Origin of the sequence: Aerococcus sp. 1KP-2016, from assembly GCF_002252085.1 — a bacterium.
Taxonomy (GTDB): Bacteria; Bacillota; Bacilli; order Lactobacillales; family Aerococcaceae; genus Aerococcus.
In genome coordinates, this window is sequence record NZ_NEEY01000023.1 from 1 (window position 1) to 14,165 (window position 14,165).

Consider the following 14,165-nt stretch of genomic DNA (forward strand, 5'->3'; position numbering starts at 1 on the left):
AAAATCATAGATTTTTCGTCCTTACAGTGTACGTTCCTTGTGAGCCGTGGGACCATTGAAAGCCAAGGTCTTTCAATTTGAAATCGAGCCAAGGTCTCGATTTCATCCTCTTTCACGGCTAAGGAACTACACTTTCAGTCCTTTGACACCTGTTCCATGAAATATTTCAATCAAAATTTATAAGAATTTTTCAAAGTAAAAGGCGTACACAACTCTTATTAAGAATTGTGTACGCCTTTTAGAGGCCTTTTGTCCCAGCCTCCAATTCATATATAATTATTCTTCCATTTTTAGTATTTGTTGGAAAATCCCTTGTAATTCTACCCGTTTCATCCTAAGATGGCTAATAAATAAATAGCATATACAATGAAACCAATATAGATGTTCAAGAAATTTGCGGTTAAATAAAATACAAGTACATGACTTAAAATTAACACCCATTCGCTTGTATCACCTTTCAGGTGGGTGAATTCACGTCGGGATACATACATATACCACAGGAAGTAACATAGAGTAGTTGCCCAAGCGATACCAGATAAACTTTGTGTCAGTAAGAATACGACATATACAAATGCAAAGGCTGCTAGTGCATATAGAATGGAGTCGCGAATATATTTTTTCTCACTTCGTTTTGCTTTATATAAATTCGAAATTACAATTTTTGAAATCATGATGTATGGAATTGAGACAAATGTAATAGATAACAATTCAATTGATGGCGTATAAGCAGGCAGGAAAAATTCAATGATCCACTTAAACACGAAAAAGGCTAAACCACCAAAAATACCCAACAGTAAGGTTAATTGTTTGATCACATTTGCTACCTTTGGATTATCCGTTTTAGAGATCAGATTATAGAATACTAAGGCAACGGCATTCACAATTAGGATGATGACATTTAAAACTGAATTCTGGAATGAATATTGTGCAAATTGTTCGATGGGGAATCCCCAGTTAGCAATCCAAGAACCAATGTTTCCTACAAATGTCAGTGACATATTGGCTAATAGAATCAGAAAACCCACTCGAAAAATGGATAATTTATCCTTTACCGTGAAACTAGGATTGAAGCCTAATTTACCAACAAAGATATATTCATAGTATAGATACATCAGAATATAAGAAATAACATTTAAAATGATATAGAAAATATAATCTTCTGATTTAAAGATGAAAATACCCGCAAGTAGTAACAAAATATAAGAAATTGACCGGAACATTGAAGCAATCGTAAACGTATTAAATTGCCCTACCGCCTGTAAGAAATTTGATTGGTAAGTCGTTACGTTAGAGAAGAAAGTAACCACTGAAAATAGGATGAGCACTGGATCTTTAGTGATTAAAGAAATGAGGAACATGCCGATAAACATGACAAACTGAAAGGCATTAGCAAAATTATGCTCATTGCGCAACACATTCTTATCCAGTTTGTCGATATCCTCTCCGCCATATTTGATATAGATACCATCTGCAAAACCTAAATGAAATAGATAAGTAAAGCTCAGATATAACGTATATTGACGATAAGAGCCATATTGTGCAACTGTTAGGATGCCAGGCAATATAAAACCTACAATAAAGCTTGTTCCAAAGCCCACGATGTTCGAGAGAGCGACATTTAAAATATTTTTTAATGTTTTCATTTTTATCCTCGCAGTATTTAATATTCAAATTATAAAAAAACGGTCCCGAGAAGATTTGAACTTCCGACACCTCGTTTAGGAAACGAGTGCTCTATCCCCTGAGCTACGAGACCATAAGATAATGTGTGCAATTCAGATTTGCTATAGTCCATTGTAACGCAAATCTGAATTATCTGTCACACATCTTTTTCGATTAGATACGACGTAAAATTGCATTTACAACATAAGACGTAAAGTAATAGGCTGCTTTGGGTAGAGGCAACTTTTCCAGGTTGTAATATGTATTCCAAGTACGTTTTAAAGCCCCAATACGGTCACTTGAAATTGATCCAGCTACTTGACGGTATGAATTTAACGGTGTTGATATACCATACGCCGTCACACCTGTTTCACGCATGATTTGTAGCCATGTTGCAGTATCTTGTCCTTTACGTACTAGTGGCATCCGGAAGTCCCCTACAACTTCACGGTCAATCATTACTGTGGAACATGCAATGGCTGTATTTTTCAATAAGCCTGTGTAGTCTAAAGATAGTGGCACGTTTGCTTTTTCTTTTAGAACTACACCATTTTCATCTACCAAACGGAAATCAGAATATGAAAAAGCAATGTTTCCTTCCTTCATAAAGCGGATTTGACGATTTAATTTCTCTGCATCCCATACATCGTCTGAATCAATAAAGGCAATATACTGACCTTTAGCAGCTGCAATACCCGTATTTCGGGCAACTGCGGCACCAGAATTTTCAACTAGATTGATGACTTTAATCCGTTCGTCCCCTTGAGCATAAGCTTCAATAATTTCCTGGCTATTATCGCTAGATTGGTCATTGACTAAAATCAATTCCCAATCACCATAATATTGTTGTTGGACACTTTCAATTGTCGCACCAATAAAGCGTTCTGCATTATAAACAGGTGTCACAATAGATATGAAATTTTCTTGAAAAGTCATTGTGATACTCCTTACTTGAAATGAACGATTTTTAATCGTGCTTCATATAATTTACTTAATTCAAATTGTTGTTTATACCAGTCTTTATCAGTTTGACCTGATTCAATAAACAGAATGATTTCTTCCGGTGTATCTATACCTGCCGATATAGTGTTAGCGACCGGTAAATGTTGACTTGCAAATTCTTGAATCATCTCATTCGCAGTATTTTGTGCTACAGCAACCCGGTTTTTATCTGCAGGAATCAGTAACCAATTATGCAATGCATCTGCATCAATTTTATCGCCATCAACCAATCTTTGGTAATCATCAAAATCCCAAGCGTAATCATAAGCATATGTGATTTTTTTGCTGAAAAAATGTAAAGCAAATAAAATCGCTGTGGATAAGATAACGCCTAAGATGGCTCCTAGCACACCATAAAAGACAAGTGATCCTCCTGTTTGTTGTGGTTGTAATCCAGACAACGTACCCGGAGTTGGTACCATTGGATTATCTTCTAATACTAAATCTTCGCCAATTTCTGGCGTAGATAAGAAGGTTAACTCATAATTTTCATAGAATGGCACTTTACCGGCTTGTAAGTATTGGTAAATGGATTCAGCAACAGCCAAATTTTCTTCGGCCGTTTGACCAACAAGGACCCTCATAGTAATTTCATCTGTTGAAGAATTACGCACGGCTGCTAGCCCACCACGGAAATTACGTGTTTTTTCAAGACCAACATTGGCCTGAGCTTGAAGGGTTGAAGCGATATCAACCCCTGAGGCTGCTTCTAATTCTGTCAAAACGTCTGGACGAGATAGGTATTCATCCAAAATAAATGAATTGCCTAAAATAATTCCTTCTTGGTTTACAGCAACAAAAGAAAACTCTGCTGGCTCTTGATCATAAACGGTACCTAAAAGCTCATATGAAGCCTCAATTTCTTCTGGTGTCAGTGTTTCATTCTCAGCCGTTTCAGAAGTAACAGATTCCACCGCTGTATTTTCAATATAGCTTGATAATAAAACGCGCGCACCGATTGTTATCGCCATTACTATAATAGTGCCAATAATGATTTTTACGATATTATTTATAAAGAATCGCCATAATTCTGCGATAATAGTTAGCAAACTCATTTATTCAACCCTCTTTTTCTCTTCATATACTTTTGCTTCCATAATTTTGATGTAGGCCACAATTAGACCAAAGAACACCCAATGCCATTCAATCAGCATATTATTCGCACTGGTAATACTTGCCCCAATAAAAATCAATAAGAAAGCAATTAAAGCATTCATTGTGTGACGTTGGGGTTTTTGCACATATTTTCTAAGATCAAATAACCGGTAAATCATCAGGCCATAACCAAGGGTATAAGCAATAAATACCAAAGCCCCATATCCGACTAATATTTCAAGCCACCAGTTGTGGATATTAAAAATGTGATTTGTTGGTAAAGTACCAAAAGTCTCCATCCAAACCTCTACATTTCCTGCGCCTACACCGAGACCAAATGTTTTACCCACAAATGATAAGCCATTTCGCCACATGTTCATCCGCCCCACATCCCCCGTGATAATTGGTCGAGGCAGAATATAAATCAGATCCGTTATCATTGATCGAATGGGTGCCACAAAAATGATCAATCCCAACACTACACACGCAACTATGCTCAATGTTTGAGCCAATTGCTTGCGGGGGAAATCCCAACGGACATGTAGCAAGCCATATATCACAAAGAATAGCACGACCATAATCAGGCTCATACGTGAACCAGATTGAAAAATCAAAAAGCTTGAGAGCATAATACAGGCGAGTGTTACTAATTTTTTAAGATTACTCTTCGTCGTATTCATTAATGTTAAATTGACTGGCAATGACGCTAATAGCATTGTGGCATAATCATTTTGATTTGCTAGATAGGTTATTGGAATGCGTGTCCACGGTTGGGTTACAAAGGTTGAGTACTTGTCTAATTTTTCTAAGTCGGCTAACAAGTATATATTGGTCACTATTTCAAATAGTCCCCAGATACTTAAAAAGGTTAGCATAACCCATACAGCTTTCATTAAGCTGCGCCACTGAAGATAGTTATTCGTCCACAAGAAGATACCAAGGACACTAGATACGCCCAGTGTCAGTAGGACCATAGCTTGTAGCCAAGATCCAATACTTAATGCCCATAAAACAGAACAAAAAGCCCAAATCCACCAAAATATATAGACCGCAACCATCCCCGTTGCATATGAATTCATACGAATTTTAAAGGCTTTTTTATCCTTCAAAAGAAAGAGAATCACTATAGGTACAACCAGTAGTGAAAAAATCCGATAAATTGATATTTGCCCTACTGGTAAGGTGATGGCTATCAAATTTGAACCGAGAAAAACACTTGATACCAATATGATTAAATAGGTTAACAAACTGCCATCACCTCCTTTCGGCATGGGTACTGTTTACAGTTCACGTTAAATCTGATAACCATGTATTTTTCCTGTAAAATAATCGACATATAATTTTGCTGATGCTTCATTTGAAAAGCGTTTCGCTTCAATTGCTTGAAGCCGGGTTTGTGCATCAGGTACGTGCAGTTGACTCATTTCAGCCAATTTATCATACCAAATAGCAGCATCATCTTCTAAACCACAAGTTGCGACCATTCCTAACCCTAAATCTACTTCATCCGTAATCGTATCCGACATGACAGTAGGAACGCCTGCGCCCTGAACTTCTACAACCGTTGTTGGCAGGCCTTCAGTGAAGGACGGTAATAATAAGACATCCAGGCTTGGATAAAAATTAGCAATCGGACTGATACGTCCAGTAAAAGATATGACCTCGTCTAAACCTTGGTCTTTAACCGCTTGTTTTAATTCAGCTTCCAAATTCCCTGCACCAATAATAAAAATTTTAGCATCAATTTGGTGGTCTAAAATATATTGACCAATTTTTAAAGTTTTTTTATGATTTTTCACTGGCATCAATCGCCCAACATGCCCTATCACTAATGTATGATCTGAAACACCTAGTGCACTTCGCCCATCTGCTTTTAATTTCGCATAGGCTTCATCAGAATAGTTGTAGTCGTTTATATCGATAGAATTTGGTATCACCATTGATTCTTGTAAATTAGTTTTTTGTCCAAACACTGATTTTATTGCCAATTTACCACAACCCACAAAATCAGTAGTCATTCGGGTATTCACTTTCTTACCAAAATCATTTAGAAATTTGTCTTTCAGATTCTTAATTTTATAATCATTCATTAAATGTGCATGAATATAAAATCTTTGCACGCCAAATTTCTTTGCTATCTGATAATAAGGGATTGCGCGATATCCCTCTATATGACAATGTACAAGGTCATACTGGTTGGCTTCAAAAGGTGCTGAAAAACTGCTAGTAAATGCCTTTGTACCTTTTTTCTTAGGATTTTGTAACCGGTAGATTTGCCCCCCTGTAGCATAAATTGCTGATTCAAATTCAGGACTGCATTCGTCATAAGTGGCCACATCAAAGATAACGCCGTACTCGGGCATTTGTTTTGCTTTATTGAATATAAATGAGGAGATGCCTCCCCCAAAGCCACTCATCACATGTAAAATACGCATTTGTTTTGCAGTGTTCGTGTCTTGCATTGTTCATACTCCTCACTAAATAAAAGTTGTTGCTTATTTGTTTATATTACATTTTGTATTTTTAATTCATCTCACCCATTATACTATAAAACCCATATTCAAGTAAAAAGGATAGGACATCGCTGTCCCACCCTCATACTTGACGATAGAATAATGGATTAGTTGTTGTGGTATACGTCACGTGTAAATACTTTTTCAGGCACGTCTGTTAAATCTTCAGTCATACGGTTCGTAATGATTACATCAGAATTTTCTTTGAACGCTGCTAAGTCATTTACAACTTTATAATCACCGTATGTTGCTTCTTTCCATGTTGGTTCATATACAATCACTTCAATGCCTTTTTCAGTCAATTGTTTCATAATGCCTAACACTGCTGATTCACGGAAATTATCTGAAGAAGATTTCATTGTTAAACGGAAAATACCAACTGTCTCAGGATTTTTCGCTGCAACTGAATCGGCAATAAAGTTTTTACGTGTTTTATTTGCTTCAACGATTGCTGAGATGATGTTATTTGGTACACCTTCAAAGTTCGCACGTAATTGTTTTGTATCTTTTGGTAAGCAGTAACCACCATAACCAAATGAAGGGTTATTGTAATGTGTACCAATACGTGGATCTAATGAAATACCGTCGATAATTGATTGGCTATTTAAACCTTTCATTTGTGCATATGTATCTAACTCATTGAAGAAGGCTACACGCATCGCTAAGTATGTATTCGCAAATAATTTTACTGCCTCAGCTTCTGTTGGGTCCATAAATAAGATATCAATATCTTCTTTTTTTGCACCTTCTGCTAATAAATCCGCAAATTTATGTGCTGCTTCAGAAGTATCACCAACAATAATACGAGATGGGTATAAGTTATCGTACAACGCTTGACCTTCACGTAAGAATTCAGGCGAGAAGATAATGCGGTCAGTACCTTTTGCTTCACGTAAGCCAACAGTATAACCTACTGGAATTGTAGATTTGATAATGATTGGTGCTTGTGTATCTTGCGCTAAAACATCATCTACAACACTTTCAACTGAAGAAGTGTCAAATGAATTTGATGCTTCATCATAGTTTGTTGGTGTCGCAATGATCACAAGATCTGTATTCGCATAAGCATCATCTTTATCAGAAGTAGCACGCAAGTTTAAATCTTCATTGGCTAAATATTGTTCAATTTCTCTATCAGAGATATGTGATTGTTTGTTGTTTAATAAATCAACAATATTTGGATTTACTTCTAATGCAACAACTTCATTGTGTTGTGCTAATAAGATGGCATTAGATAATCCTACATATCCTGCACCTACTACTGTAATTTTCATTAATTAATTGCCTCCCGCATAAATTATATATAGATTATTTTGATTTTTTACATACTTTCATTGTAACACTTGCGCTTAATAGTTTAAAAGAAATTATACCATATCGAAGAAATTCTAATATTTAAAAAAATTTAAATCCGTTTTTGTTATACTGTAGATAGTAAAAACAAGGAGAATCCCTATGAAAATCTTACACGTTTGTTCATATTATTCAACATCACCACTCTTTCAACAATTATTTGATCGCCAAGTAGTAGCTGATGTAGATGTAGATATCGATGTCTATGTACCCATCTCTAAACAATTTCCTGAAGACCGTATTGCATCAAAAGCGCCCTATGCACAGACGGTTCGTGTGTATAATCAAATTGAACGCTTTTTCTATTATTATAAACAGAACAAAATTTATCGTGATTTAACCAAACGATATGATACCAGCCAATACGATTTGATTCATGCCCATTCCCTATTTACAAACGGCTACATGGCTTACCGCATTCATCAAGAACATGGAACGCCCTATGTAGTTGCTGTTCGGAGTAACGAAGTGGCTGATTTCTTTAGAAAGGCTGTATGGTTACGCCCAATCGCTTTTAAAATTTTACAGAATGCCAGCCAAATTATCTTTATTTCACAAAATAACTTTGAGAACACATTTAATCACTATATACCAGAAAAAATAAAAGCAGAATTATTAGCAAAAACGCTTGTATTACCAAACGGCATTGATCAATATTGGCACGACCATGCCTACGAAAATAAAGCAGTCGCCCTACATCAACCATTGAAAATCGTCACAACTGCAAAAATTCAAAAAGCGAAAAATCTAGTTACCCTTGCCTCTTATGTAGAAAACTATAACGACACTGTGGCGCCAGCTGAATTGCATATTATCGGATCGAATTGGGATCAAGGTATTTTAGATCAGTTACTTGCTAATCCTGTCGTGACATATTACGGACCTAAAAATAAAGAAGAAATTGTAGCATTTTATCGTCATTCTGATATTTTTGCCCTATTATCTTCACCAGAAACTTTTGGCTTGGTTTATGTTGAAGCCATGAGTCAAGCCCTGCCTGTCGTTTATACCAAAGGTGAAGGCTTCGATGGCTACTTTACAGATAAAGAAATCGGTGTATCTACTGATAGATTTGATAATGACGGCTTCAACGATGCCTTGAATTACATTCAAAGCCATTACAAAGACATGTCTGCCAAAGCTGTTCAAGCATCCAAAAAATTCAATTGGGATGACATCCATGACACGTATATGGACATCTATCAAAACATATTAAAATAGCGTGCGACAAAAACCGTTCAACCCTCAACCAGTGGAAGATTTGCGCCCGTGATGACGCTAGTCATCACTAGCTAATCTGAAGTGCGCAGAGGATTGGTTTTTGGAACACGTTTCAATAGAGTGCGACAAGAGGCGCTAAGATTTGAACCGTTGGAAGAAAATGAACTTAAAGCCCGTACTTTGGGATTTAAGGATTTTTCTGAAACGCAGTCAAATCTGCCTCTTGGAACACGTTTCAATAGCGTCCGACAAAAACCGTTCACCCCTCAACGAGTTACATACAAAAAATGAGTTCAGACAGTCAGTTGTCCGAACTCATTTTTTATTTCGATACCTTAAATTCTGTTTCTAAAATACTATATAGATTCATATCCCTAAATTCGCCACGTAGAGGAATGTCTTTACGAAGGGTACCTTCAAAGGTAAAACCATTCTTTTGTGCAACCCGGTTACTCGCAATATTATCCACATCTGCATGCAAGGAAACTTTATTTAAGCGCATATCTTCAAAAGCTATTGCTAATACGGCTTGAACAGCTAATGACATCACACCTTTGCCAGCAACTATGGGTATCAACCAATAGCCAACTTCAGCCCTTTTAAAGTCCTTACTGATATTATGTAAATCAATTGAACCAACAATTTCATCAGCATAAGTAATCATATATTGCCGTCCAGTGCCTTCCGCCTCTTGGTTAAAGCGCATCTTAAGAAAATCAATTTGGCTTTGTTCGCCTTCAATTGTATCTACAAAATCTAAATATTCTCCGATATATTCCTTGTTTGCTTCAATAACTTGCACCATTTCCTGCGCCATCTCTAATGTCGGTTTAATGAGCGCAAGGTGTTCATCTAATTGATATTTAAACAAATGCATTACTTCACTACCTTTTTTATCAATTTTTCTGGTTTTATCCAATCTTTTCCATCAATCCAGGCATATAATCGTCTTTCCAATCGTTCGAAAATATTCGTTAAAAGCCACCCGACTATCCATGCACCTATAAACACTAAGGCAGCAACAAGAATAATTGCAGGAATAAAGGTAAAAGGTGACCAATTAATCATCTGATGAACTATAGGTAAATTCCATATCAATTCTCGTACCTGCCCCTGTTCATGAACAAGATAGACACTTAAAGTGTAGGTAGCGATATAGTTGATCCACTGTGATTTGATAGTCACAGTGGAAATGAACATGAAAAATGCATAGGACATAACCAATTCAAATGGTCCATTGTAATTCAAAAAATCAACTTGTAGGAGGATAAATTGTAAAATACCTGTCAATACCCCCACCATAAGATAACCATTTAGGTATTGTCGCCCTGTGAAATCCTTATAAAAAGCACCATACAAGCGAATATACGCACCAACTATATATAAAAAGATAAAGAATATAAGTGAAAAGCCTGAATTAAATGCCACAATTTCATCGTTTACTAGGAAAAAGGACCAAACAGATCCAACAAGAAAAGTTAGGAATATTAACTGTTGTATATCTTTCTTAGAAAAACTGTGAATCATTTTATTAATGAGTGGGATAAAAAGGTATAAGGCAAAATAATTGGAAATAAACCAATATTCGCCTCTAAAGGTAGCAAATAATTTTCCTAATATTCGCCAGATATTAAAATCTATCGATCCCACAGCCATCATAATTATCAATAACACAGCTGAAATGAAACCAGGTAGCAAAATAACATTTAATAATTTACGAAATTTCAATTGCTTTGCATAAACTGAGAAATATCCAGTAATAATGATATAAACATTCACACAAATATAAATAAATGACCGTAGCATGGTCAATAAAAATTCATTAACGAGCGATAGCTCTAGATTATCCGCCATAATATAGTGGGTAATCACATGTGAAATGACAATCAAAAACATGGCAATGATTCTTAATAATTCAAAATTTTGTTGTCGTTCTTTCATTACAAATTACCTTCCGAAATAGCCGTAGTGGCCTTTGTTTTTATCATCATCCAGTTTATCACTTTCACATGACTTGGCATAGACGTAAAGTAAATCAACGTTACGTCTATTTTTCTCATTTTGTAGAAGGTTAAGCAAAATATTGATTAATCCCATTAACAATTGCTTGAGCTAAGGTATCTTGATAGCTTTCGGATAATAACTTGTTAAATTCTGCCCAATTAGACATATACCCTAATTCCAGTAAAACGGATGGCATAACCGTTTCTCGGTTAACGACAAAGTCATTTTCACGTACACCTCGATCAATAGCGCCAGTTGCTTCAATGGCTGCGTTATGAATGTAGGTTGCTAATTCAATCGATAAATCTCGTCGCTCAGGGTTAATAGCCTCACGGTATGTATACTGATTTTCCGTTAAAGGTTGGTATTCTTCACCTGGTGTATGTTCATAATAATATGTTTCAATCCCTGATACTAAGTAGCCCTCATCTCCTGGCATAGCATTATGATGGATTGAAACAAAAATATCATTGTATGTATTATTTGCGATATCTGGTCTATCGTATAAACCGACTGCACTATCATCTAGACGAGATTGTAAAACAATATAGCCTGCGTTTGTAAGTAATTCATTTACTTTATTAGACACAGATAAATTGATATCCTTCTCACTTACATCATAGTAGTAGGCACCTGATTCGTATCCACCATGACCGGGATCAAGGAAGATATAAGTATTCGCCATTTTTTCTGCAGTTTCAGTCGAGATAGTTGGTGTCCCACCTACGATAATTAAATGATCCACATTTTGTTCTCGTACTGCAAACTCTTTTTGTTTACGAATAGTGGTATTATTATCATTTTTGACTAATAGAACCCCTGTACCCATCTTCGCTGCTAGTGCTGCCGATGGTAAAGCATCTGAGAAATGCTCGCCAGAAGCAACATATAAAGTATTTGTTTTTGTTGTATCGATATATTCATCGATGATATTTTGATTTACTTCATAACGGTCTTGCCCTTCGATACGACGGATACTTGCACCTAGTGCAATCATTTGATTGATGACGTCATCAGATATTGTATTATTCGATCCAATCACCGTCCATTGACTAACAAAAGGAATTGCATCTATAACTGCTTGTTCTAATTTATTATTCTTGGTTAGGTAAATCGGTGTTAAACGGCTAGCCGCAACTGGCGCAATAGACAAGGCATCGGCTGCAACTTCACCACTTGCTAAGAAAGCTTCGTAAGGTGTTTGCACATCAGCCTTTAACTCATCGGCAATATTGGCCGCTAAGAAATAACGGTTAGAACCATCCACGCGGCGAGCAGAAATACCTGCATCTGCAAGTGCATTTAGAATAGCTTCAGGAACAGAAGTTTCACCACCTAACACAATTACCTCTGAAGCCTGCAGTCGTTTTATTTCGGCTAAAGTCTCAGCGGGTAACTGATTCGCCTTGGTAAATAAAATGGGTGCGTCATACAGTCCAGATAATGAGGATCCAGCTAAAGAATCCGCAAAAGTTGTCCCATTTGTTAAAAGTACCTTTTCTGCTGTTGCCCAGCCCGCTTTTGATATTTCAACTGCGTTTAAATAACGGTCTCTTCCTTCGATTCGCGTGACATCTGTTTTTGTGTTCGACGTGCTTACAGTAGAAGCCACAGCTCGACTAGCACTCTGTGTGCTGAATAAACCCATTGTTGGTTTACTAATCGTTTCACTGTCTTCATTTGTTAAGCCACTTTCTGATACAAGTATTTCCTCACTAGTTGAAGCAATTTCTGCATCTACTTCAACACTTTCCGAGGTTGTCTCCGATAGAATTGATTGACTTTCTGCTACAACTTGGCTTTGTTTAATTTCTACTACTGTTTCTGTATCAGATTCAGCAGTAGATGTTGCTATTTCTGAATTATCCGTAGCCCCAATAACTGACTCACTTGCAGAAGTTTCACTACCAGCACTTACTTCTTCAACCACACTGCTTTGGCTTTCAGCTACTGCTGCTTCAACTTCAACAACACTTTCACTGACCTCACTAGCATGTACACTTGTCTCTTCATTCTCTGTACTACTTGTTACAACTGAACTTTGTAGCTCAGATACCCCATTTACTTCAGCAGCTGCTACTTTATTGGCAACAAAATCACTTAATAGAAAAGGCGTAACAAAAACGAATCCCCTAAGTAGCAACTTTCTTTTATTCATACTGTCTTTCATTTCTTTCCCCCATTTAAGATATAACATTCTGCGCTTATCTTCTTCATATGATTATAACGAAAACAGCATCATTCTTTTTAATGAATCCCCATTTGTTATCTACTTGTAAAAAAGCACATCATAAACAAAAAACCGAGATTTGCATCCCGGTTTCTGATGTTATAGATCCGCATTATTTTTGGAACATTGTGCCTAATGTTAGTTGGAACCCTTTTGGATAGGCTGCATCCTTTTGAACCTTAATCAATGATTGATATTCAAAATCAATTTCACGATCAGGTGTATCTGACTCACAAAGTACAGAGATACCTGCACAAGTTGAATTAAATTCTTTCAACATTGAGTTCATACCTGTAATTGTTCCCCCACCATTTAGGAAGTCATCAATAATTAGTACATGTGATCCTTGAGGTAAAGAAGATTTCGTTAATTCCATTTTTTCGACACGACTAGTACCTTTTGTCGCGTAGTTAATTGAAACGGTTGACCCTTCAGTAACCTTAGAATCACGACGTACAATCACAAATGGGATATTCATATACAAAGCAACCATTTGTGCAATAGGCACACCCTTAGTCGCAATCGTCATAATCGCGGTTGCTTTTGATTCTGAGTAGTAGCTTGCGATAATTTTACCAATTTTACGCAATTGCTCTGGATCAGATAATAGATCAGTTAGGTAGAAATATCCACCTGGTAAAATACGATCGTCAGCAGATTCCAGTTGATGGATTAAGTTTTCTACTTCAACTACAGCTTCTTCTTCGGACATGGTTGGAATATATATAACGCCACCAGCTGCCCCTGCTACTGTTTCGATACGACCGAAACCACTCAATTCAAATTGTTCTTTCAAAATTGTTAAATCTTCAGAGATAGAAGATTTTGCTGATTCGTAACGTGACACAAAAAACGTTAGCGATACCAATCGATGCGGGTGGGATAGTAAGTACTGTGTCATGTCCACTAATCGTGGGCTACGCTTGATTTTCATATTGTCCAACCTTTCAGATTCTTTCGTCTTACAGTACATTATATATTGAAATTTCTTATTTTGAAAGAGAAATTTCACTTAATGTTCGCTTATTTTAAAAAAACATATAAAAAATGAGGTAATTCTGTATAGAACCACCTCATTTCCTAAA

General features: G+C 36.5%; 11 protein-coding genes and 1 tRNA gene. 1 reads left to right on the forward strand and 11 read right to left on the reverse strand.

All coding sequences use genetic code 11. The features are described 5' to 3' along the window. Positions 1 to 329: 329 nt before the first annotated feature. The 7 genes from B9P78_RS05555 to B9P78_RS05585 all read right to left on the reverse strand — a co-directional run bounded on the left by B9P78_RS05555 (position 330) and on the right by B9P78_RS05585 (position 7,546). Complete coding sequence (locus B9P78_RS05555; protein ID WP_233487748.1) at positions 330 to 1,643, reverse strand: polysaccharide biosynthesis protein; 1,314 nt, start codon at positions 1,641 to 1,643, stop codon at positions 330 to 332. A 40-nt stretch (positions 1,644 to 1,683) separates the two neighbouring features. Beyond that, positions 1,684 to 1,756: transfer RNA gene (locus tag B9P78_RS05560), tRNA-Arg, on the reverse strand. Between the two features lie 80 nt (positions 1,757 to 1,836). After that, entirely contained in the window at positions 1,837 to 2,598 is a 762-nt protein-coding gene (locus B9P78_RS05565) for a glycosyltransferase family 2 protein (RefSeq protein WP_094518515.1), read from the reverse strand. Between the two features lie 11 nt (positions 2,599 to 2,609). Beyond that, positions 2,610 to 3,719, reverse strand: a complete 1,110-nt coding sequence (locus tag B9P78_RS05570) for a hypothetical protein (RefSeq protein WP_094518516.1) — start codon at positions 3,717 to 3,719, stop codon at positions 2,610 to 2,612. Continuing rightward, positions 3,720 to 5,006: an O-antigen ligase gene (locus B9P78_RS05575; RefSeq protein WP_094518517.1), complete on the reverse strand. Its 1,287-nt coding sequence runs from the start codon at positions 5,004 to 5,006 to the stop codon at positions 3,720 to 3,722. It lies immediately after the preceding gene. A gap of 45 nt (positions 5,007 to 5,051) precedes the next feature. Continuing rightward, positions 5,052 to 6,221: a glycosyltransferase gene (locus tag B9P78_RS05580; protein WP_094518518.1), complete on the reverse strand. Its 1,170-nt coding sequence runs from the start codon at positions 6,219 to 6,221 to the stop codon at positions 5,052 to 5,054. A 158-nt stretch (positions 6,222 to 6,379) separates the two neighbouring features. Next, positions 6,380 to 7,546: a nucleotide sugar dehydrogenase gene (locus tag B9P78_RS05585; protein ID WP_094518519.1), complete on the reverse strand. Its 1,167-nt coding sequence runs from the start codon at positions 7,544 to 7,546 to the stop codon at positions 6,380 to 6,382. A 181-nt stretch (positions 7,547 to 7,727) separates the two neighbouring features. Here B9P78_RS05585 and B9P78_RS05590 point away from each other — a divergent pair, with 181 nt between their 5' ends. Beyond that, the gene (locus B9P78_RS05590; RefSeq protein ID WP_094518520.1) at positions 7,728 to 8,846 is read left to right on the forward strand and encodes a glycosyltransferase family 4 protein; all 1,119 of its coding nucleotides are present in this window, start codon (positions 7,728 to 7,730) and stop codon (positions 8,844 to 8,846) included. A gap of 322 nt (positions 8,847 to 9,168) precedes the next feature. On the opposite strand, the gene B9P78_RS05595 is transcribed toward B9P78_RS05590, so the two are convergent. The 4 genes from B9P78_RS05595 to purR form a co-directional block, all read right to left on the reverse strand. Continuing rightward, entirely contained in the window at positions 9,169 to 9,723 is a 555-nt protein-coding gene (locus B9P78_RS05595) for a GNAT family N-acetyltransferase (RefSeq protein WP_148138583.1), read from the reverse strand. Further along, positions 9,723 to 10,787 (reverse strand): acyltransferase, encoded by a 1,065-nt coding sequence (locus B9P78_RS05600; protein ID WP_094518522.1) that lies wholly within the window; start codon positions 10,785 to 10,787, stop codon positions 9,723 to 9,725. Before B9P78_RS05600 ends, B9P78_RS05595 begins: the two co-directional genes overlap by 1 nt. A 130-nt stretch (positions 10,788 to 10,917) precedes the next feature. After that, positions 10,918 to 13,020, reverse strand: coding sequence for a cell wall-binding repeat-containing protein (locus B9P78_RS05605; RefSeq protein WP_158520579.1), 2,103 nt, complete (start codon positions 13,018 to 13,020; stop codon positions 10,918 to 10,920). 172 nt (positions 13,021 to 13,192) lie between these two features. Next, positions 13,193 to 14,014, reverse strand: coding sequence for a pur operon repressor (gene purR / locus B9P78_RS05610; RefSeq protein ID WP_094518524.1), 822 nt, complete (start codon positions 14,012 to 14,014; stop codon positions 13,193 to 13,195). Positions 14,015 to 14,165 lie beyond the last annotated feature (151 nt).

Coding starts and splice junctions, on each gene's coding strand:
- B9P78_RS05555 (WP_233487748.1), bottom strand. CDS start 1,643: ATGAAAACATTAAAAAATATTTTAAATGTCGCTCTCTCGAACATCGTG.
- B9P78_RS05565 (WP_094518515.1), bottom strand. CDS start 2,598: ATGACTTTTCAAGAAAATTTCATATCTATTGTGACACCTGTTTATAAT.
- B9P78_RS05570 (WP_094518516.1), bottom strand. CDS start 3,719: ATGAGTTTGCTAACTATTATCGCAGAATTATGGCGATTCTTTATAAAT.
- B9P78_RS05580 (WP_094518518.1), bottom strand. CDS start 6,221: ATGCAAGACACGAACACTGCAAAACAAATGCGTATTTTACATGTGATG.
- B9P78_RS05585 (WP_094518519.1), bottom strand. CDS start 7,546: ATGAAAATTACAGTAGTAGGTGCAGGATATGTAGGATTATCTAATGCC.
- B9P78_RS05590 (WP_094518520.1), top strand. CDS start 7,728: ATGAAAATCTTACACGTTTGTTCATATTATTCAACATCACCACTCTTT.
- B9P78_RS05595 (WP_148138583.1), bottom strand. CDS start 9,723: ATGCATTTGTTTAAATATCAATTAGATGAACACCTTGCGCTCATTAAA.
- B9P78_RS05600 (WP_094518522.1), bottom strand. CDS start 10,787: ATGAAAGAACGACAACAAAATTTTGAATTATTAAGAATCATTGCCATG.
- B9P78_RS05605 (WP_158520579.1), bottom strand. CDS start 13,020: ATGAAAGACAGTATGAATAAAAGAAAGTTGCTACTTAGGGGATTCGTT.
- purR (WP_094518524.1), bottom strand. CDS start 14,014: ATGAAAATCAAGCGTAGCCCACGATTAGTGGACATGACACAGTACTTA.